Here is a 20,329-nt window from a genome sequence, read left to right as displayed (position 1 = left end):
TTAAACCGGGTCAATCGGTAATTCAGATCGCCCCCTGCGGGCAAAGGCCAAGACACCGGCAAAAAGCAACAAAAGCGCGACAAAGACAGCTTTATCCCCGATTTGGGAATAAATGGTCTGAGCCTGCGGTTGTGGCAAAACGGCATCGACATAGCCCGCCTCACCCAAGGGCAAGGACGCGGTAACCCGACCCAGCGGGTCGATCATCGCCGACACTCCGGTATTGGCGGCACGCATCAGGGGCAGGCCTTGTTCAATGGCGCGCATACGAGCCTGCACCAAATGCTGGTAGGGGCCGGACCGGGTGCCGAACCACGCATCATTGGTGATCTGCAACAGGAAATCCGCCCGCCCCGGCGCGTCGTTGACGTCCTGCGGGAACACGGCCTCGTAACAGATCAGCGGCACGGCACGGCCCAAGGCGCCAATGTCCAACAGCTCTGGCCCCGGACCCGCGCTGAAGCCGTGGCCCGTCGTTGCAGCCAGACCGTGAATGCCGAACTGGCCGAGCAGATCGCCAAACGGGATGTATTCCCCAAACGGGGCAAGATGGTGCTTGTCATAGAGCCCTGTCCGCGCGCCGACCTCATCGAGATAGATCATCGAGTTATAGATCCGCGGGCCGTCGCCGCGCTGAATGCCCAGCACGACGGGCGTGCCCTGCGCCGCATCGGCAATGGCTTCGAGATATGGATCGGCGCTGCTGAGCCATGCGGGAACCGCGGTTTCCGGCCAAACGATCAGATCGGGCCGCGGCTCGGCCGCGGTGAACTCGATCTGCCGCATGAAGAACAAGGGCGCATAGGCCGGGTCCCATTTCTGGTGCTGAGGCGCGTTTGGCTGGACCAGCCGCACTGTGTTTTCGGTGTTCAGAACAGATGGCCTTGAACCGGCATAGCCCAGTGTCAACGCAACGCTTGCCACAACAAAAACGGCGGGTACAAGAAACCCACGCCCGGTTCGCTGGCCCGTCAGCGCCGCGCCAACAGGAAGCGTCACCATCAGCATCAGCGCCCCCAGACCGTAAGGCCCAATCAAGGACAAAAGCTGCGCTGCAGGCGTATCGATCCAGACCTGAGCCAGTCCAGCCCAAGGAAATCCGGTCAGCACATATCCCCGCGCAAACTCGGCAAGCGACAGGGCCAAAGCCAAAAACAGGGCCTGTCGCATTGCGGTCCCGCGCCCGTGCGAGACCCAGAACGCCGCCGCCCAAAACAGCGCCAACCCACCCGCCATGAAGACAAGGGCGAAAGGGGCCATCCAGGCGTGGCGTTCTGCATCTACCTGAAACGGCTCGATAATCCAGCTTAGAGCATGGGCGAAATATCCGGTCGCAAAAGCCCAGCCCAACCAAGCCGCACGAGCACGGGTTTCAGATGACAGGAACAGCGGAGCTATCAGCACAAAAGCCAGCAGAGTGGCGACCCAGTACCCGAAAGGGGCCAGACCAAATGCGCCCAGCGCCCCCAACGCGGCGGCTGCAACAAATCTCAGGCTGAAGGGCCAGCCCCGGACAGGGGTCATGCAGTCACGTCCGGCAGCATGACACGCAGGCGTTTGATGCGCCGGGGATCGGCGTCCAGAACCTCGAACTCGGGGCCTTCTGGGTGCAGGACGACCTCGCCCCGCGCAGGCACGCGACCCGACAGCAGGAACACAAGACCGCCCAAAGTGTCGATTTCTTCCTCGTCCACATCCTCGTGGCTGGTCAGGGACCGGCCGATCTCGGCCTCGAAATCCTCAAGCGGCACGCGGGCCTGAACGATGTAGCAGCCAGGCTTTTCCTGAACCCATAGCTGATCTTCGTCGGCGTCATGCTCGTCGGCGATCTCACCCACGACCTGTTCGATCAGATCCTCGATGGTGACCAGACCATCGACGCCGCCATATTCATCGATCACAAGCGCCATGTGGCGGCGTTCGGTTTGCATCTTGGTCATCAGCACACCGATCGGCATCGACGGCGGCACAAAAAGCAAGGTGCGCAGCATTGACACCAGATCGAACTCGGCCGATCCGCCGTTGAACCCATGCGTCAGCGCGAAATCCTTGAGGTGAACAAACCCAAGCGGCGTGTCCAACGTCCCTTCATAGACCGGTATGCGTGACAGGCCGCTTTCGCGGAACAGCTGCGCCAACTCGTCCTTGGTGGTTGTCGAGGGAACCGAGATGATCTCGGCCGTGGGGATCGCAACGTCTTCGACCCGCATCCGGCGCAGGTTGATCATGCCTCGGGGCTGATGGGCCGCGACCTGCTGGCCGTTGACAGAACTTTCCTGATCTTCGTCCTGACCGGTAAACGCGTCAAAAATCCGAGAAAAGAAACCGCTTCTCTCAGCTATTTCCGTGGTGCTGTCCTGTGGTTGCGCGCTGTGCGCCGCCCTAGAACTGCCGTCTGTGTCGCCCATTTTCCTGTTCCAATTGTCCGGGTGAAAGTACCCGCTTCATCCATTATATGGGTTATCGATACCCAGTTTGCCAAGTATCTCGACCTCAACAGCCTCCATCAAGGTGGCATCCGGGTCACGAATGTGATCATAGCCCAGCAAATGCAACATTCCGTGAATGATCAGATGTGTCACGTGATCATCTGTGGATTTCCCCGCCTCGGCAGCCTCGCGCGCGCAGGTGTCATATGAGATCGCGATGTCGCCCAACGCAATTTCGCCAGTGAAATCCGGATCGGGCCGGTCGGGTTTGCCGCCCGGCTCCTCGGCGGCAAGATCCTCGGCGGGCCAGCTGAGCACATTCGTGGGCGTGGGTTTGCCCCGGAACTCAGCGTTGAGCTGTGCGATGCGGTCGTCATCGCAGCCCAGAACGCTGATCTCGCAGATTTCGGCGTCCAACGCGCAATACTCCAGAACCGCCGCAATTGCTGGCTTGGTCAACGCCTCCAGCCCCTGCCAACGCGCATCTTCGATTGTTACTTCCAGGTTCATATTGTCAGCCCAAAGCCCCGTTTCGGGGCCATGGATCAACCTGTCTCACGGCCCGCATCGGCCTCATACGCTTCGATAATGGCGGCGACAAGCGGGTGGCGCACCACATCCTTGGACGTGAAGTAGTTGAAACTGATATTTGGAATGGTCTTCAGCAGACGTTCGGCATCGGCCAGCCCCGATTGCACGCCGCGCGGCAGATCGACCTGCGACCGGTCGCCGGTGATGACCATGCGGCTGCCCTCGCCCAATCGCGTCAGGAACATCTTCATCTGCATCGTCGTGGCGTTCTGCGCCTCATCCAGCACCACAAAGGCGTTGGCCAGCGTGCGACCGCGCATGAACGCCAGCGGAGCGATCTCGATTCGCTTTTCCTCGATCAGTTTCGCCAGCTGCTTGCCCGGCAGGAAGTCGTTCAGCGCGTCATAAAGCGGCTGCATATAGGGATCGACCTTGTCCTTCATATCGCCGGGCAGATAGCCCAGCTTTTCGCCCGCCTCGACGGCAGGACGGCTGAGGATGATGCGATCCACGTGTCCCCCAAGGAACATCGACACGCCAACGGCCACGGCCAGATAGGTCTTGCCGGTCCCCGCCGGCCCGATGCCAAAGGCCAATTCGTTGTTGAACAGCGATTGCACATAGGCTTTTTGCGCATCCGTGCGCGGCTCGACCAGTTTCTTGCGCGTCTTGATCTCAACCGCGCCGCCCTTGAACATCTCAAGCTGATCGCCGTCGCGACTGCCCGTGCCCTGTTCGGAATTGCCCATGCGCAATTCGCGGTCCACATCGGCGGCTTCGACGTCGCGGCCACCCTCCAGACGGGCATAAAGCGACTGCAAAACCTCAATCGCCTGCTTCTGAGCATCCTCTTCGCCCATCACAACCAACTGGTTGCCACGGCGCACGATCTGCACGGACAGCTTGTGTTCGATGTCGGTCAGATTGCGGTCATATTCGCCGCAAAGATCAATCAACAAACGATTATCGGGAAACTCTACAAACGCCTCGCGCTGGGGCATTTCATCTTGCGGTGGGGTCAGGGCACCGATGGCCAATCCGTTCTCCTGTCTTGGCGTTTCACCCCAAGCGTAGACAACAAATCTTGGTGGGCGCAAGCCACAGATTCAAAAATTCCGATTCGGATGACAAAACCGTCAACCGGCCAGCACAAAAGGACATCAAGGACCCGCGTCAGAACGTGTAATTGAGGCCAAATTTCAGACCCTGATATCCGGGCGTGGATTTGGTGGAAAAGTCGGAACCGAGGTCCACATCGCGCGAGTCGAAGCGGATATATTCATACTCTCCGGTGATCGACCAATTGTCGTTCAACTTGTGCTCGGCCCCGATACTGGCCGAGAACCCGCCACGTCGATCTGATTCTTCAAACGACTGGCTGGCGAATTCGGACGAGATACTACTGGTGGTTTCGATATCGCCCCAGACATATCCAACGCTCACGAAATACAGGATGCGCCCGCTCTTGTTGGTCAAACCGTTTCGCAGACGTACGGACAGCACATTCGAAATCTCGGTTCCGCCGCGCACCGTATCGCTGCCGATTTGCGTTGAGACAGTGTCGTCCAACGAGCCGAAATTGTAGCCAACCTCGAACCCATAGACATAGTCTCGACCCAGGCTTGTTGGGACAACGCCCCGCCAACCGCCGCGGATTTCACCGTAAGATCCGCTAACGTCCTGTTCGCCAATTGCAAAAACATCGGTACTGGTCCTCAGGCCAAAGCGATCATCGCCGCCTGATCCGTAACCTGCCCCCAATCCAAGGTAGAACGCTTGGACATCGCTGCTGTAACGCAACGGGCTGACCACATCCGGTTCGGTAATATCCCCGATCACATCCCCCGCCATGGTCGCACTGGCCAGAATGGTCACGACCGAGGCCACCGGCAAAACGCGCCACGGACCCGGTATTTTCAATGCCCTAAGAACTTCCACTCGTACCCTCCATCACACGTCGACAAGGCCTGTGATTCGACGCCCAACGACAATTGAAAGACGCTTCCATATTCGTCTGTCAAAAATCTGACCTTCGTCGGAACATAGTTCCAAGCAATAAATCAAGGGTAAATTTTGGAAACAAACACCACAATTGGCTCTTCATCGACGGATAATCGTCAACCTAAAGCAGTTCACCCGCCAGCGAATTTGCCCCCGATTCGGTGATGCGAACGTCGCGCAGATCTCCAACCGCTATTTCAGGGCCCTTGACGTGAACCGAATGCAGATACTCGGATTTACCCACCATCTGCCCATCAAGACGCCCGGATTTTTCGAACAGAACACGCACCGTTTGGCCCACCATCGCATCCTGAATTTCGCGCTGATGGCGCGTGATCAAGGCCTGCAAGCGCTGTAAACGATCATCGGCCGCATCCGGGTCTACCTGCGCCCGCTCTGCCGCCGGAGTACCCGGTCGGGTCGAGTATTTGAACGAATAGGCATAGCCGTATTTGACCTGTTCAACCAAATCCAGCGTCGCCTGAAAATCCTCTTCGGTTTCTTCCGGGAATCCGACGATGAAGTCACCCGACATCACGATATCGGGACGCGCCGCCCGGATACGCTCGATCAGGCGCAGATAGCTTTCGGCCGTGTGGCTGCGGTTCATCCGTTTCAATATCCGGTCCGAGCCCGACTGAACCGGCAAATGCAGATACGGCATCAGTTTCTCGCAGGTGCCATGCGCCTCGATCAGATCATCCGCCATGTCATTGGGGTGCGAGGTGGTAAAGCGGATACGCTCCAGCCCATCAACCTTGTTCAACGCCCAGATCAGACCGGCCAGCGTCATGTCGCCATTTTGGCCCGCCCCGTGATAGGCGTTGACGTTTTGACCCAGCAGGGTGATTTCGCGGACCCCACGTTCCACCAGATCCTGCGCTTCGCGGATGATACGATCCGCCGGGCGGCTGACCTCGGCCCCGCGGGTATAGGGCACGACGCAAAAGGCACAGAACTTGTCGCAGCCTTCCTGCACTGTCAAAAACGCCGTCGGGCCGCGCTTGGCCTTGGGGCGGTTCTTCAGCTTCTCGAACTTGTCCTCTTCGGGGAAATCCGTGTCCAGCGCCTTGGCCCCGGTACGCGTCTTGGCCTCCATCTCGGGCAAGCGGTGATAGCTTTGCGGGCCAACCACCAGATCGACCAACGGTTGACGGCGTATGATCTCTTCGCCCTCGGCCTGCGCCACGCACCCGGCAACGCCAATTTTCAGATCGGGTTTCTCGGCCTTCAGCCCTTTGAACCGACCCAGTTCGGAATACACCTTCTCGGCCGCCTTTTCCCGGATGTGACAGGTGTTCAGCAGAATCATATCCGCATCGTCCGCCGACTTGGTCTCGACATAACCCTGCCCGCCCAGCGTCTCGGCCATGCGCTCGCTGTCATAGACGTTCATCTGACAGCCATAGGTCTTGATAAACAGCTTTTTCGGTTCGGACATGGATCGGGCCTTTGCAGTCGCTGGATCGGCGTCATCTATATGCTTCGAACGCCGCTTGCAATGCGGGCGCAATTACCCGAATTTGGCGGAACTTTCCAGCAAGGCGCGAACGAAAACAGGCGATGCAGTACGAATCCCTCGATACCTTCCTGAAATCGGGTCAGACCGCTCTGCGCAAAGGTCCCGTCGCGCTTGTCTTTGCCGAGGATGAGGTCGAGGTCGAAAGCACGCTGCACCACCACCTGAGCCTCGGGTTCAAATCCGTGATCGCCTTCATGCCCGCCGAGTTCGATCTGAGCGCGGCCATCAGCGAACAGGTGCATCGCGTTACGTTGAAATGCGCCCCGGGGTCTGTTGTCTTCGACACGGTCAACCGCATCACAAAGGCCGCGCCGGGTGTCTGGCTATACTATTGCTACAATGCCGAATATCTGTTCTATCCGTTCTGCGAGACCCGCAGCATTGGCGAGATGCTGGCCTTCCATACCGAGGAACGCCGCGCGTCGATGCTATGCCATGTGATCGACCTGTACGCGGATGATCTGACGCAATTCCCCAATGGCGTCGCCCCGAACAGTGCCATGCTCGACAGTACCGGTTACTATGCCCACACCCGCCACGACGCGACGGGGCAACCGCTCGACCGTCAACTCGACATGTCCGGCGGTCTGCGCTGGCGGTTCGAGGACCATATCCCCTATGAACGACGCCGCATCGACAGGATCGCCCTGTTCAAGGCCGAAAAAGAGCTGACGCTTCAACCGGACCACACATTCAACCAGCCGGAATACAACACCTATTCCTGCCCCTGGCATCACAACCTGACGGCTGCGATCTGCTCGTTCCGCGCTGCAAAAGCCCTGAAAAGCAATGCGGGCTCCACCTTCGACATCCCCAGCTTCCGCTGGCGTAACTCGGTACCGTTCCAGTGGCGGTCAGATCAGCTGATGGAGCTGGGTCTGATGGAACCCGGCCAGTGGTTCTGATCCGCTCTTCATCTGGCCAAAAATATCCCGGGGGAGTCGCGGCTTGCCGCGGCGGGGGCAGAGCCCCCCATCAGCGTTGCAGCAAGACCGGGAACCAATCCTCGCGCAGGCGCTGACCCGGAACCATGTCATGCCCCGGAAATGGCGGTGAGGTCCGGCCTGGACGGTCCACATACCGCGCGTCATCCCCGACCAACCGCAATGAGAACGCCCTGCGGCGGCTGTCCGAATGATTGCCACGCGCACCGTGCAGCGTGCGATAGTTGAAGGCCACGGCGTCGCCTGGCTCCATCTCAAACTCAACAACCTTCATGCCCTCGGCATCCGGATCGGGAACGGGAATGTACTGGCCTTCATCCGGAAAGAACCCCTCTTCACTGACCCAGCGGGTCGGCAGAACCTCTTTCTCCCAGCGATGCGATCCGGCAACGCAACGCAATGTGGCCTGTTTCACCGGGTCCAGCGGTGACCAGAAGCTGATGGTCTGCTGCCCTTCGACAAAGTAATACGGCCCGTCCTGATGCCAGGGCGTCGCCATCGAGGTGCCGGGTTCTTTGACCAGCACATGATCGTGGAACATCTGCACGCTGTTCGACTGCATCAGATCAGCCGCCACTTCGGCCGCCGGAGAATTCTCAATCACCTCGCGAAACTGCGGAATTCGGGTCCAGTTGCAGTAATCGTCAAAGAACAGGCCGGTCTGACCCTCTTTTCTGTTCTCCGAGGCATAGGGCCCAGGCTCTGCCATGTTCGCCGCCACGCCGCCGCGCAATTGATCCACGTGATCGGCAAACAGCCCTTTTATCAGGACAACGCCGTCGGTCTGATAAGTGTCAATCATCTCTTTGGATACGAGGGGATGTGGCATGGCGACCTCCTTGATGTTTGCATCGGTTAAATGCCAACCATGCCTTCTGTTCAAATCATATCTTTGGAAGTTATAAATAACTTGATGTTATATATTTCCTTGCGCCAGTATGAATATGTCTGCGCCATCGGGCGCCATGGCAGCCTGTCTGCGGCGGCTCAGGCCCTCAATGTCTCGCAACCGGCGCTGTCCACCGCGCTGACGCGGGTCGAATCGCATCTTGGCTATCCTCTGTTCACCCGCAGGCGCGGGGCGGCCATGGCTGTGACGCCGCAGGGCCGCCGGTTCATCGAACAGGCACAAGGGCTGGTAAGCGCGGCGGCGGCGATCGAAGGCCCCTCGCCCGTGCCGCAGGGCTCATCCCAGTTGAGGTTGGGCTGTTTCGTCGATCTGGCACCCTTCCATCTGGCCTCGGCGTTGCAGGCCCTGAAGGCGGTCATGCCGGATGTATCTGTGTCCTACCGGGTTGAAAGCTTCGAGGGATTGCAGGACTGCCTCATCGACGGACAGATCGACATTGCCATCACCTATGATCTGGGCATGGATGCGGGTTTTGTCCGGCAAAAGCTGTTCGACTCTGTGCCTTGCGCCCTTGTCCCCCCGGATCATCCCTTGGCGTCGGCTGGGACTGTGTCGCTGGCAGGGTTGGCAAACGACCCCCTTATTCTGTCCAAGGAAGGCCTGTCCGCGCAGCATGTGCTGACCCTGTTCCGGCAAAACGGGCTGCACCCAACGGTCGCGCACAGGGCCGCAACGCTGGAGATTCAACGCAGCCTTGCCGCACATGGCGAGGGGATCGCGATCAGCTATGCCAGCCCTTCGAATGCGCTTAGCTACGACGCCAAGCCCTTGGTCAGCCTTCCGATTACAGACAAAGACGCGCCCGAGGCTGTCGTGTTGGCCCGGCACGGGACAGGACCGGTCGATGCAACAGTCGCTCTGGCCGAGCAAACCCTGCTGAACAGACTAACAGCGTTTTAGGTTACTGCTTTTTGCGCAGGCGGATAACCACGTCGACCGAGGCGATCTCGACCCCTTCCGGGGCTTCGGGAAGGCGTTGAATGACCAGTTGCTCTGATGGCGCATCGCTCAGGCGGCCCTCGTCTTCCCAAAAGAAATGCGGATGGTCATGCGTGTTGGTGTCGAAATAGCTTTTCGATCCGTCCACCGTGATTTCCTGCAAAACACCGGCGTCGCAAAACGCACGCAGGGTGTTGTAGACCGTCGCCAGCGACACTGCGTCGCCATTGGACTTGGCCGAGTCAAACAGGCTTTCGGCTGTCACGTGACGATGACGCCCGTCCCCAACCAGCAATTCGGCCAATGCCACACGCTGACGCGTCGGGCGCAAACCCGCGCCTTCCAACCAATTTGTCGCTATGTTCCGGCTCTGAGGTGTCATAAATCCGATACCCGTTCTTGCTGGTTATATATATAGGGTCGCTTGGTCAGGAATTTCAAATGAAATTCATTCGCAAAAACCTTGCGGGTGCAGGGAAAAGAGTGTCGCTGGAACACCATGACGTGGCCTGCCGCTCTTGCAGGACCTTGCATACGGGTGTTAGACGAGGCCAGATATAACGAACTGACCCCTGGCAGGAGAGGCGGCAAGAATGGCCCAATTCCCGAGCAGCTTTGACAAAGACGATCTGCTGAAATGCGCCCGAGGCGAGCTTTTTGGCCCCGGCAACGCGCAATTGCCCGCCCCGCCGATGCTGATGATGGACCGGATCACCGATATTTCGGCAGACGGGGGTGCGCATGGCAAAGGCCATGTTCTGGCAGAGTTCGACATTACGCCCGATCTTTGGTTCTTTGACTGTCACTTCCCCGGCAACCCGATCATGCCCGGCTGCCTTGGTCTGGACGGCCTGTGGCAGCTGACCGGCTTCAACCTGGGCTGGCGCGGCTGGCAGGGGCGCGGCATGGCGGTCGGCGTGGGCGAGGTCAAGCTGACCGGAATGGTGCGCCCGGACCGCAAGATGCTGACGTATAAAATTGATTTCAAAAAGGCGATCCAGACCCGCCGCCTGACCATGGGCGTCGCGGATGGTATCGTCGAAGCGGACGGTGAAATGATTTACGACGTCAAAGACATGAAAGTCGTTCTGTCCGAAGCCTGAGCCTGACCGGCCCGAATGTAAGGAGCACGCACATGCGTCGAGTAGTTGTCACCGGTCTGGGGATCGTCTCCTCTATCGGCAACAATGCCCAAGAGGTTCTGGCCTCGCTGAAAGCTGGCAAATCCGGCATCGAAGCCAACGAACAGATGGTCGAACATGGCTTTCGCAGCCAGATCGCCGGAACGCTGAAAATCGACGTGGCCGAGCATGTGGACAAGCGTACCCTGCGGTTCATGGGCCCCGGCGCAGCCTATGCCCATATCGCCATGAGCCAGGCGATTGCCGATTCCGGGTTGGGCGAAGACCAGGTGGTCAACCCGCGCACGGGTCTGGTGGCCGGTTCCGGCGGGCCATCCACAAGCGCCATGCTGACGGCGCATCAGACGGTTCTGAAAACCGGCGCAACCAAGCGGATCGGGCCCTTTGCGGTTCCCAAATGCATGTGTTCGACGATTTCCGCCAACCTCGCGACTGCGTTCAAGATCAAGGGTATCAACTACTCTATCACCTCGGCCTGCTCGACGTCGCTGCACTGCATCGGCAACGCGGCGGAACAGATCATGCTGGGCAAGCAGGACGTGATGTTCGCAGGCGGCGGAGAAGAGCTGGACTGGACCCTGTCCTGCCTGTTCGACGCGATGGGCGCGATGTCGTCGAAATACAATGACACGCCCGAAAAAGCCTCGCGCGCGTTTGATGAACACCGCGACGGATTCGTGATCTCGGGCGGCGGCGGCATCGTCGTGCTGGAAGAGCTGGAACATGCGCTGGCGCGCGGTGCCAAGATCTATGCCGAGGTCACGGGCTATGCCGCCACCTCGGACGGTCACGACATGGTGGCCCCATCCGGAGAAGGCGGAGAGCGCGCCATGCGACTGGCGCTGGATACGCTGCCCGAAGGCCGCAAGGTGGGCTACATCAACGCACACGGTACCTCGACCCCGGTCGGTGACGTGGGTGAGGTCGAAGCCGTCCGCCGCATCTTTGGCGAAGGCAACGTGCCGCCGATTTCCTCGACCAAGTCGATGACCGGCCACGCCCAGGGCGCGGCTGGCGCGCTTGAGGCGATCTTCTGTCTGCTGATGCTGGACAACGACTTTATTACTCCGTCGATCAATGTCGACACACTTGCCGAAGGCATCCTGCCCGGTGAAATTGCAACGAAAACAGTTGAAAACGCAGGACTGGACAGTGTCATGACCAACAGCTTCGGCTTTGGCGGCACCAACGGATCCATGATTCTGTCAAAGTATAACGGGTGAATGTGATGTCGGAACTTCTAAAGGGTAAGCGCGGCCTGATCATGGGCGTCGCCAATGACCGCTCGATTGCGTGGGGCATCGCCAAGGCCATGCACGAAGCAGGCGCAGAGCTGGCATTCACCTATCAGGGCGAGGCATTCGGCAAGCGGTTGGCGCCGCTGGCCGAAAGTCTTGGCAGCGATTTCATGGTAGATGCGGATGTCACCGATGACGCCTCGCTGGATCGTGCCTTCGCAGAATTGGCCGCGCGTTGGCCCACGATTGATTTTCTGGTTCACGCAATTGCCTATTCCGACAAGTCGGAACTGGCGGGCCGGTTCCTGGACACCACACGGGCGAACTTCAAGCACTCGATGGACGTTTCGGCCTATTCCTTTGTCGAGGTCGCACGCCGCGCCTATCCAATGATGAAGGACAATGGCGGCTCGCTGCTGACACTGACTTACCAGGGGTCGAACCGCGTTGTTCCAAACTACAACGTCATGGGCGTCGCCAAGGCCGCGCTGGAGTCGGCAACGCGCTATCTGGCCAATGATCTGGGCCCCGAAGGCATCCGCGTGAACGCCATTTCACCCGGCCCGATGAAAACGCTTGCGGGTGCGGCCATCGGCGGCGCGCGCAAGACCTACAAGTTCTGCGACCAGAACGCACCGATGCGTTCGAACGCCACGCTGGAGGCTGTTGGCGGGACAGCGGTTTACCTGACATCTGACGCGGGTGCCTGCACATCGGGCGAGATTATCCGCGTCGATGGCGGTTTTCACGTGCTCGGAATGCCACAGCCCGATTTCATGTGACCATATCTTTCCCTGCCGCCGCCAAGATTTAACCATCTTTCAGCGGCAGGGATTGCAGCATGAGCAAATTTGACCAGATCATCGCAAGCAATGCCCGGACGGCCCGACGCAAATCGGGCTTCCTGAGCCAACGCGCCCGCGTGCTGTTGCTGACCCTGACCACTCTGCTGGTGCTGTTCGTGTTCTTTACGCAGCCGCAGGTGCGCGGCGCGATCGAAGCCCTACTGGGATAGCCCCACGATCAGTTGACCGAGACGACCTCGATCTCGAAGATCAGGTCCTGCCCGGCCAATGGATGGTTGGCATCCAGTGTCACGGTCGCCTCATTCGCCTCGACCACCATAACCGGCAGCGCCTGACCGTCCGGGGTTTGCATCTGCAACTGCGTACCGGGTTCAAGCGGAATGTCATCCGGAATGCCTTCCCGAGGAATAACCTGCCGCATCGCCGGGTTAATCGGGCCATAAGCGTCAACGCAGGCAATCTCGACCCGCTTTTTGTCCCCGACCGCCAGCCCCGGCATGGCGCTGTCCAGACCGGGGATGATCTGGCCCGAGCCCACGACAAACTCCAGCGGATCGCGCCCGTCCGAGCTGTCAAAGACGTTTCCGTCCAGCAGCGTCCCGGTGTAGTGGATGCGAACCGTGTCGCCTTGTTTGATGTCGGTCATTGGGGCCTCCGGGCCGTTTGGGAACTGAACGGCCAACCCTAGGGGCTTACACAATGATGTAAACCCTTCGCCCTTTAACGCCCTGCCCTTGTGTGCCAACCTGCGCCCGAATGTGGAGGGGAGCAGATGGCAATCACAACTTGTATCTTCGATGCCTATGGCACGTTGTTCGACGTGGCCGCAGCCGCCCGTCAGGCCGCATCCGAGCCCGGCTTTGAGGCATTGCGCGACACCTGGCCCGAGGTTGCAGGGCATTGGCGTCTGAAACAGTTGCAATACACCTGGTTGCGGGCCGTGGCCGATGCCCATGCCGATTTCTGGGATGTGACGCAGGACGGTCTGGACTGGGCGCTGGAAGCCGCCGGTTTGCAAGGGGATGCCAAACTGCGGCAGCGTTTGCTGGACCTGTACTGGGAACTGCAAGCCTACCCCGAAGTTCCGGCCATGCTGAAGGCGCTCAAGGATGGCGGCCTGCAATCGGCGATCTTGTCCAACGGCTCGCCCCCGATGCTGGAAGGCGCGGTGAAATCGGCCGGGATCGAGGGCGTTCTGGACGACGTGCTTTCGGTCGAAAGTGTTGGTGTCTTCAAGCCGCATGTCCGAGTCTACGATCTGGTGCAGGGCAGGTTCGGCTGCGCCCGCGACGAGGTCTTGTTCGTCAGTTCGAACGGCTGGGACGCTGCCGGGGCAAGCGGATACGGCTTTGTCACCGCATGGGTCAACCGCGCCGGGGAACCGATGGACCGGCTGCCCTGGACACCCGCACATGTGCTGTCCGACCTGACCTCGATCCCCGAACTGGCGGGGCTTTGATGCCTGATTTCACGACCTCAGACGGCAGGCGGCTTCATTTTGAGGATACAGGCTCCGGTCAACCGGTGCTGTGTCTGGCGGGATTGACGCGCAACAGCCGCGATTTTTCTTTTATGCAGCCGCACCTTGGCGACAAACGCCTGATCATGATGGACTACCGGGGGCGCGGGCAGTCCGATTACGATCCGGATTTCATGAACTACAACATCTTTCGCGAATCCCACGACGCGATCGAATTGTTGGATCATCTGGATGTGCCGAAAGCTGCGATTCTGGGCACGTCACGCGGTGGATTGATCGCCATGGCCCTTGCCGCCAGCCACCCTGAACGCTTGACGCATGTGATCCTGAACGATGTGGGCCCCGTGATAGAACCTGCGGGCATCGCCAAGATCATGGATTACGTCGGCAAGGCCCCGGTTTCGAAAACCTATAACGAAGCCGCCAAGACCCTGCAATCCGTGATGAAGCCGCAATTCCCGGGCGTTCCATACGAACGCTGGCGTGCGCAGGCCGAGATCCAGTACGCGGCAACCTCTGACGGCCTGAGCCTGCGCTACGATCCTGCCTTGCGCACGGCTTTGCTGGAACAGGCGGGTACCGGCGCGATCCCGGATATGTGGATGTTCTTCGAAGCCCTGCGCGACATTCCAACGGGCGTGCTGAGGGGCGCAAATTCGGATGTTCTGGGTGCCGAGACACTGACCGAGATGCACAACCGCCACCCCGGCTTGATTTCGGCCGAGATTCCGAATCGCGGGCATGTCCCGTTTCTGGATGAACCCGAATCCTTAGACATCATTCGCAGGGTCCTGAGTGTGACATGAGTACGATTGAACTGATCGAAGCCGCCGCTGAACGGCTGCATGGACATGCTCGGGAAACCCCGGTTCTGACCTCGCCCTTTCTGGACCAGATCGCAGGTCGACGTGTTCTGATAAAACCCGAGTGCCTGCAACACACCGGCAGCTTCAAATTTCGCGGCGCGTGGTCGGCCATCTCGGCGCTGGAACCGGATCAACGGCAGCGCGGGGTGATCGCTTATTCCTCGGGCAACCATGCGCAGGGCATTGCCATGGCTGCGTCGAAACATGGCGTGGCGTCGGTGATCGTCATGCCCTCGGACGCGCCGCAGTTGAAGATCGACAACACACGCGCATTGGGCGGTGAAGTGGTGCTGTATGACCGCGCGAGCGAGAGCCGTGAAGAGATTGGCGAGGCTTTGGCGTCGGATCGCGGGCTGACCCTGATCCGCCCCTATGACGAACCTCAGGTCATCGCCGGGCAAGGCACGGTGGGCCTTGAGATCGCACGTCAGGCCAAGGCGTTGGGCGTTACTCAGGCTGATGTGCTGGTATGTTGCGGCGGTGGCGGTCTGACCTCGGGCATCGCGCTGGCGCTGGAGAAACACGCCCCCGACCTGCGCCCCCGCCCGTGTGAGCCCGAGGGGTTCGATGACATAAAACGCTCTTTGGCGACGGGGCAGATCCAGAAGAACGCGGCGACCTCGGGCAATATTTGCGATGCGATTCTGACCCCGCAGCCGGGTGAAATTACCTTCCCGATTCTCAAACGCCTTTGCGGCCCCGGCCTGTCGATCACCGAGGACGAGGCGCTGCGTGCCATGGCCTTGGCCTTCCTACGCCTGAAAGTCGTGCTGGAACCAGGCGGGGCCGTGGCGCTGGCTTCGGCCCTGTTCCGGACAGACGAGATCGAAGGTGACGCCGTGATCGTGGTGGCATCCGGCGGAAACGCCGACCCGGAAGTATTTGCAAAGGCGTTGGAATTCCTGACCTGACAATCGCCACAGTTCTGTGCAAAACATCGACACGGACAGAAGGATCAAACGCATGACCTGCGCGGATTTTGGCGATGTAAAGCTGCATTACCGGATCGATGGCGCCCCGGATGGCGCCCCTATTGTCTTTGCCAATTCGCTGGGCACCGATCTGCATCTTTGGGACGCAATTCTGCCCCATCTGCCCGCCGGGCTGCGGATCATCCGGTATGACAAACGCGGGCATGGGCAATCCTCAGTCCCGCGTGGCCCTTATTCCATGGGTGCTCTGATTCGGGATGTCGAACGGTTGCTGGATCACCTTGAGGTGCGCGACTGTGTCTTTGTCGGTCTGTCCATCGGTGGTATGATTGCGCAAGGTCTGGCCGTCAAACGCATGGATCAGGTCCGCGCGCTGGTCTTGTCGAACACCGCAGCCAAGATCGGCAACCCGCCGATTTGGCAGGATCGGATACAGGCCGTGCAACAGGGCGGTATCGAAGCATTGGCCGATGCCACGATGGAGCGCTGGTTTTCCCGGGATTTCCGGGCAGCGCAGAAACATCTGCCGTGGCGAGATATGATGGTTGGGCAGCCGGTCGAAGGCTATCTTGGATGCTGCGCGGCCATTGCGGGCACGGATTTTTATACGCCCACCAGCGGCTTGCGGCTGCCTACCTTGGGCATCGCCGGCAGCGAGGACGGCTCGACCCCACCGGATTTGGTGCGCGAGACGGTCGAGTTGATCCCGGGCGCAGATTTTAAACTGATGCGCAGCGCGGGCCATCTGCCCTGCGTGGAAAAACCTGAAGACTACGCAGCTTTGCTGAACGAATTCTTGACCGGTATCGGGCATATTTGAAGGAGCCAATACATGGCTGATTTCCTTTTGGTCCACGGGTCCTGCCACGGCGCGTGGTGTTGGCGCGACCTGATTCCTGTGCTGGAATCCCTCGGCCACTCGGTCCGCGCCATCGACATGCCCAGCCATGGCGCTGATCCAACCCCGATCGCAGATGTCACGCTGGATGGGTGCAGGGATTCTATCCTGTCGGCGACAACCCCGGACACGATCATCGTGGGCCATTCATGGGGCGGGTATCCCATCAGTGCCGCGGCCGAGGCGCAGCCGGATGCCATGCGCGCGCTGATCTACCTCAGCGCCTATGTCCCGCAGGACGGTCTGTCGATGGTCGAAATGCGCCGACGCGGACCCAGCCAGACGATTGCCGACGCGGTGGAAAAATCCGCCGACGGGCTGTCCTATACCGTCCGTCCGGACTGCGTAAGAGAGCTGTTCTACCACGACTGCGACCCGGACATCACGCCCTACGCCTTTGGCCGCTTGTGTCCTCAGGCCATTCGTCCGCAAGATACACCCTTGCATCTTGGCGCGCGCTACCAAAAGGTCCCGCGCGCCTATATCGCCACCAGCGATGACCACACAGTACCCTTTGAGTATCAGTGCAAGATGAGCGAGGGCATCCCGCCCGCGTTCCGACGCACCATCCACTCGGGGCATTCGGCCTTCTTTTCGCACCCGGATCAACTGGCCAACATCCTGTCTGATCTGAAACAGCAATTGTCGCATGACCAAACATAGATGACCTCGGGCAACTCTTTCCTAACGTAGTAACCCCGCCTAGGGTGCGAGGGTTGAAACGACGTGACGGTTCTGATGCGCCTGCCTTTTGTCTTTGTTCTTTCCATCGTCATGATCGACGCAATGGGCATCGGCTTGGTCATGCCGATCATGCCCCAACTGATTGTCGAGGTTCAGGGCGGTACGCTGGCCAATGCGGCGGTGTGGGGTGGCATCCTCAGCACCGCCTTTGCCGCGATGCAGTTCGTATTCGGGCCGATTCTGGGTAACTTGTCCGATGCTTACGGACGCCGATCCGTTCTGCTGGTATCCCTGTTTGTCATGGTGTTGGACTATGTGGTCATGGCGCTGGCGGGCAGTATCTGGCTGCTTCTGGCGGGCCGTATCGTCGGCGGGATCACGGCGGCCACGCATTCAACGGCGGCCGCTTTCATGGCCGACGTCTCGAAACCGCAGGACAAGGCGGCGAATTTCGGGCTGTTGGGGGCGGCTTTTGGCGTCGGTTTTGTGCTGGGCCCTGTCGTGGGCGGATTGCTGAGCGAATACGGCACCCGCGCGCCTTTTTGGGCGGCCGCGGGCCTGTCTGCAATGACCTTTGCCATTGGCTTGTTCGTGATGCCGGAAACGGTGACGGACAAGACCCGCCGGGCCTTCAGTCTGAGGCGCGCGAACCCGATCAATTCGTTGAAGGCTATTGCCGCCCTGCCCGGCATTCGCCCCTTGCTGTGGGTCTATTTCCTCTACTCGGTGTCGATCTATGTCTATCCGGCCATCTGGGCCTATTTCACGACCGAGCGGTTCGGATGGTCCCCGCAGATGATCGGCGTGTCATTGGGCGTGTACGGCCTTGCTATGGCAGCCGTTCAGGGCGGGTTGATCCGCCCTGCCACCCGCTCTCTGGGTGAACGGGTGACAATCATATACGGGATGGTTTTCGAAATCGTCAGCTTTGGTATTCTGGGTTTTCTGACCAACGGCCTGATCGCCCTGATGCTGATCCCGATCACCGCCATCGGCGCCGTCATTACTCCTGCACTGCAGGCAATGATGTCGCGCGCCACACCGGATTCGCAACAGGGGGAATTGCAGGGCGTCCTGACATCGCTGCATGCCTTGTCGATGGTCATCTCACCCCTGCTGATGACCAGCATCTTCGCGCAGTTCATCAGACCGGACACAATTGTCTACCTGCCCGGCGCGCCGTTCCTATTGGCGCTGGTTCTGATGCTGGCAGGGTGTGTGCTGTTTTTGCGCGCCCGCCCAATCCAGGGCGTAACAGCGACATCAAACTGACGATTTCCGCCTTGCGGCCTGCATCTTCCCGCGCCACCGTGGCTGAAACAGTCCGGCGCATCGCACGCGTCGACACGTCAAACCCACAGGGCCGGAGGGCACGGGATGAAACTGCAGGACCTCGATATCATCATCACAGCGCCACCCGCACCGGGCTGGGGCGGGCGTTATTGGATACTGGTCAAAGTGACCACCGACACAGGCATTACCGGTTGGGGCGAATGCTATGCCTCATCCATCGGTCCCGAGGCCATGCGCCACGTGATCTGCGATGTGTTCGAACGGCACATGCTGGGCGAAAACCCCGAGAATATCGAGTTGATGTTCCGCCGCGCCTATTCCAGCGGTTTCACCCAACGCCCGGACCTGACCGTCATGGGCGCGTTCTCGGGGCTCGAAATCGCCTGCTGGGACATTCTGGGCAAGGATCGGGACCGGCCTGTCTATGCCTTGCTGGGCGGGCTGATGAACGAACGCATCCGCTCTTACACCTACTTGTATCCCCTGCCCCAGCATAACCTGAATGATTTCTGGACCGCTCCGGATCAGGCCGGGGAATGCGCCGCTGAAATGGTCCGGCGCGGCTATACCGCGGTCAAGTTCGACCCGGCTGGCCCTTATACGATCCGGGGTGGGCATATGCCCGCGATGTCCGACATCTCAATGTCCGTGGCGTTCTGCAAAGCGATCCGTGAAGCGGTTGGAGACAAAGCCGACCTGTTGTTCGGCACCCATGGTCAGTTCAACACGGCGGGCGCAATCCGGTTGGGGCAGGCGTTGGAACCCTATTCGCCGCTGTGGTTTGAAGAACCCACCCCGCCGGACAATATCGAGGATATGGCCCGCGTCGCCCGCAACGTGCGCATCCCGGTCGCAACCGGCGAGCGCATGACCACCAAGGCCGAATTCGGTGCAGTTTTGCGCGCCGGTGCCGCCGAGATTCTGCAACCCGCCCTGGGCCGCGCTGGCGGGATATGGGAGATGAAGAAGGTCGCCGCCATGGCCGAGGTCTTCAACGCGCAGATGGCCCCGCATCTTTATGCCGGTCCGGTGGAGTGGGCCGCGAATACGCATCTGGCCGCATCGATTCCGAATCTTCTGTTGCTGGAAACCATCGAAACACCGTTCCATGATCAGTTGATCAATGGCGCAATCCGGGTCGAGGACGGCTTTGTCACGCCGCCAAGCGCGCACGGTCTGGGGATCGAAGTCAACGAAGATCTGGCCCGCGCGCACCCGTACACCGGAGACGGGCTGCACCTGCAAATGCAGGAAGACCCCTGCGATTATGCCAACGGCAATGCCTTTCAGGGCGGAGCCCCCGCCACCGAGGGGTGACAAGCCCGTATGGGTTGGGGCATATTGCGCCAACCCCAATCGGACAAGTGGCCTACCCGTGACCCTGAATGAACTAATCGACGAAACCCCTGATACGTCGGCAAATATGAAAGAAAACGCGGCAAGCGCCGCGGCCTATCTCAAGACACTGGCCCATGAAGGGCGTCTTATGATCCTGTGCCATTTGGGCGACGGGGAAAAATCGGTTGGGCAGTTGGAAGACCTGCTGCAAATCCGGCAGGCGGCCGTCAGCCAGATGCTGGCGCGGCTGCGCGAGGAAAATCTGGTGTCTACCCGCCGCGATGGCAAGACCATCTATTATTCGCTGGCAGACGGGAACACACGGCAGGTGATCGGGTTGTTGTATGAACTGTTTTGCAAGCCCGCCGGCTAGCGG

23 protein-coding genes are annotated in these 20,329 nt (G+C 59.8%); 14 read left to right on the top strand and 9 right to left on the bottom strand.

Features of this window, described 5'->3' with window-relative positions; genetic code table 11:
- From lnt to miaB, 6 genes are all read right to left on the bottom strand, one after another.
- Positions 1–1,524, bottom strand: a complete 1,524-nt coding sequence (lnt, locus tag ACR0C9_RS15835) for an apolipoprotein N-acyltransferase (protein ID WP_170454427.1) — start codon at positions 1,522–1,524, stop codon at positions 1–3.
- A complete protein-coding gene (locus ACR0C9_RS15830; protein WP_170454429.1) occupies positions 1,521–2,408 on the bottom strand; it encodes a hemolysin family protein in 888 nt (295 codons plus the stop codon). Before ACR0C9_RS15830 ends, lnt begins: the two co-directional genes overlap by 4 nt.
- A 36-nt stretch (positions 2,409–2,444) precedes the next feature.
- Positions 2,445–2,939 (bottom strand): rRNA maturation RNase YbeY, encoded by a 495-nt coding sequence (gene ybeY, locus ACR0C9_RS15825; RefSeq protein WP_170454439.1) that lies wholly within the window; start codon positions 2,937–2,939, stop codon positions 2,445–2,447.
- 35 nt (positions 2,940–2,974) lie between these two features.
- Complete coding sequence (locus ACR0C9_RS15820) at positions 2,975–3,997, bottom strand: PhoH family protein (RefSeq protein WP_170520443.1); 1,023 nt, start codon at positions 3,995–3,997, stop codon at positions 2,975–2,977.
- Positions 3,998–4,133: 136 nt separating this feature from the next.
- The gene (locus ACR0C9_RS15815) at positions 4,134–4,898 is read right to left on the bottom strand and encodes an outer membrane protein (protein ID WP_480781444.1); all 765 of its coding nucleotides are present in this window, start codon (positions 4,896–4,898) and stop codon (positions 4,134–4,136) included.
- A gap of 184 nt (positions 4,899–5,082) precedes the next feature.
- Positions 5,083–6,402 (bottom strand): tRNA (N6-isopentenyl adenosine(37)-C2)-methylthiotransferase MiaB, encoded by a 1,320-nt coding sequence (miaB, locus tag ACR0C9_RS15810; RefSeq protein WP_480781443.1) that lies wholly within the window; start codon positions 6,400–6,402, stop codon positions 5,083–5,085.
- A gap of 122 nt (positions 6,403–6,524) precedes the next feature.
- Between miaB and ACR0C9_RS15805 the strand changes: the two genes are divergently transcribed.
- The gene (locus ACR0C9_RS15805; RefSeq protein WP_480708517.1) at positions 6,525–7,388 is read left to right on the top strand and encodes a glycosyltransferase family 2 protein; all 864 of its coding nucleotides are present in this window, start codon (positions 6,525–6,527) and stop codon (positions 7,386–7,388) included.
- 70 nt (positions 7,389–7,458) lie between these two features.
- Here ACR0C9_RS15805 and ACR0C9_RS15800 read toward each other — a convergent pair whose 3' ends face one another.
- Positions 7,459–8,256, bottom strand: coding sequence for a phytanoyl-CoA dioxygenase family protein (locus ACR0C9_RS15800; protein ID WP_480781442.1), 798 nt, complete (start codon positions 8,254–8,256; stop codon positions 7,459–7,461).
- Positions 8,257–8,340: 84 nt separating this feature from the next.
- Here ACR0C9_RS15800 and ACR0C9_RS15795 point away from each other — a divergent pair, with 84 nt between their 5' ends.
- On the top strand, positions 8,341–9,237 hold the full coding sequence (locus ACR0C9_RS15795) for a LysR family transcriptional regulator (protein ID WP_480781441.1): 897 nt from the start codon (positions 8,341–8,343) through the stop codon (positions 9,235–9,237).
- 1 nt (position 9,238) lies between these two features.
- On the opposite strand, the gene irrA is transcribed toward ACR0C9_RS15795, so the two are convergent.
- Positions 9,239–9,658 carry an iron response transcriptional regulator IrrA gene (irrA, locus tag ACR0C9_RS15790; RefSeq protein WP_170454458.1) on the bottom strand — a complete coding sequence of 140 codons (420 nt, stop codon included), beginning with the start codon at positions 9,656–9,658 and terminating at the stop codon, positions 9,239–9,241.
- Between the two features lie 211 nt (positions 9,659–9,869).
- Between irrA and fabA the strand changes: the two genes are divergently transcribed.
- Genes fabA through ACR0C9_RS15770 form a run of 4 tightly spaced genes read left to right on the top strand, consistent with a single transcriptional unit; the run spans position 9,870 to position 12,671 of the window.
- Entirely contained in the window at positions 9,870–10,379 is a 510-nt protein-coding gene (gene fabA, locus ACR0C9_RS15785) for a bifunctional 3-hydroxydecanoyl-ACP dehydratase/trans-2-decenoyl-ACP isomerase (RefSeq protein WP_170326986.1), read from the top strand.
- A gap of 32 nt (positions 10,380–10,411) precedes the next feature.
- Positions 10,412–11,641 carry a beta-ketoacyl-ACP synthase I gene (fabB, locus tag ACR0C9_RS15780; protein ID WP_170623841.1) on the top strand — a complete coding sequence of 410 codons (1,230 nt, stop codon included), beginning with the start codon at positions 10,412–10,414 and terminating at the stop codon, positions 11,639–11,641.
- Positions 11,642–11,646: 5 nt separating this feature from the next.
- A complete protein-coding gene (locus ACR0C9_RS15775) occupies positions 11,647–12,438 on the top strand; it encodes an enoyl-ACP reductase FabI (RefSeq protein WP_170454462.1) in 792 nt (263 codons plus the stop codon).
- Positions 12,439–12,497: 59 nt separating this feature from the next.
- Positions 12,498–12,671 (top strand): hypothetical protein, encoded by a 174-nt coding sequence (locus ACR0C9_RS15770; RefSeq protein WP_170454464.1) that lies wholly within the window; start codon positions 12,498–12,500, stop codon positions 12,669–12,671.
- An 8-nt stretch (positions 12,672–12,679) separates the two neighbouring features.
- Here ACR0C9_RS15770 and ACR0C9_RS15765 read toward each other — a convergent pair whose 3' ends face one another.
- Positions 12,680–13,108, bottom strand: a complete 429-nt coding sequence (locus ACR0C9_RS15765) for an FKBP-type peptidyl-prolyl cis-trans isomerase (RefSeq protein ID WP_170623842.1) — start codon at positions 13,106–13,108, stop codon at positions 12,680–12,682.
- A gap of 126 nt (positions 13,109–13,234) precedes the next feature.
- On the opposite strand from ACR0C9_RS15765, the gene ACR0C9_RS15760 reads away from it, so the two are divergent.
- From ACR0C9_RS15760 to ACR0C9_RS15725, 8 genes are all read left to right on the top strand, one after another.
- The gene (locus tag ACR0C9_RS15760; protein WP_170454468.1) at positions 13,235–13,921 is read left to right on the top strand and encodes a haloacid dehalogenase type II; all 687 of its coding nucleotides are present in this window, start codon (positions 13,235–13,237) and stop codon (positions 13,919–13,921) included.
- Positions 13,921–14,748 (top strand): alpha/beta fold hydrolase, encoded by an 828-nt coding sequence (locus ACR0C9_RS15755; RefSeq protein ID WP_480781440.1) that lies wholly within the window; start codon positions 13,921–13,923, stop codon positions 14,746–14,748. Before ACR0C9_RS15760 ends, ACR0C9_RS15755 begins: the two co-directional genes overlap by 1 nt.
- The gene (locus ACR0C9_RS15750; RefSeq protein WP_480781439.1) at positions 14,745–15,719 is read left to right on the top strand and encodes a threonine ammonia-lyase; all 975 of its coding nucleotides are present in this window, start codon (positions 14,745–14,747) and stop codon (positions 15,717–15,719) included. The genes ACR0C9_RS15755 and ACR0C9_RS15750 overlap by 4 nt, the downstream gene beginning before the upstream one ends.
- Positions 15,720–15,771: 52 nt before the next feature.
- Positions 15,772–16,560 carry a 3-oxoadipate enol-lactonase gene (gene pcaD / locus ACR0C9_RS15745; RefSeq protein ID WP_480781438.1) on the top strand — a complete coding sequence of 263 codons (789 nt, stop codon included), beginning with the start codon at positions 15,772–15,774 and terminating at the stop codon, positions 16,558–16,560.
- Positions 16,561–16,572: 12 nt separating this feature from the next.
- Entirely contained in the window at positions 16,573–17,301 is a 729-nt protein-coding gene (locus ACR0C9_RS15740) for an alpha/beta fold hydrolase (protein ID WP_480781437.1), read from the top strand.
- A gap of 75 nt (positions 17,302–17,376) precedes the next feature.
- Positions 17,377–18,594, top strand: a complete 1,218-nt coding sequence (locus ACR0C9_RS15735; protein WP_480781546.1) for a TCR/Tet family MFS transporter — start codon at positions 17,377–17,379, stop codon at positions 18,592–18,594.
- 105 nt (positions 18,595–18,699) lie between these two features.
- Positions 18,700–19,932, top strand: a complete 1,233-nt coding sequence (locus ACR0C9_RS15730) for a mandelate racemase/muconate lactonizing enzyme family protein (RefSeq protein ID WP_480781436.1) — start codon at positions 18,700–18,702, stop codon at positions 19,930–19,932.
- 106 nt (positions 19,933–20,038) lie between these two features.
- On the top strand, positions 20,039–20,326 hold the full coding sequence (locus tag ACR0C9_RS15725) for a metalloregulator ArsR/SmtB family transcription factor (RefSeq protein ID WP_170737018.1): 288 nt from the start codon (positions 20,039–20,041) through the stop codon (positions 20,324–20,326).
- Positions 20,327–20,329: the final 3 nt, after the last annotated feature.

It is taken from the genome of Ruegeria sp. C12 (genome assembly GCF_056537745.1).
Note: the sequence above shows the minus strand (reverse complement) of the source record. Positions and strands in the feature narration are given on the sequence as shown.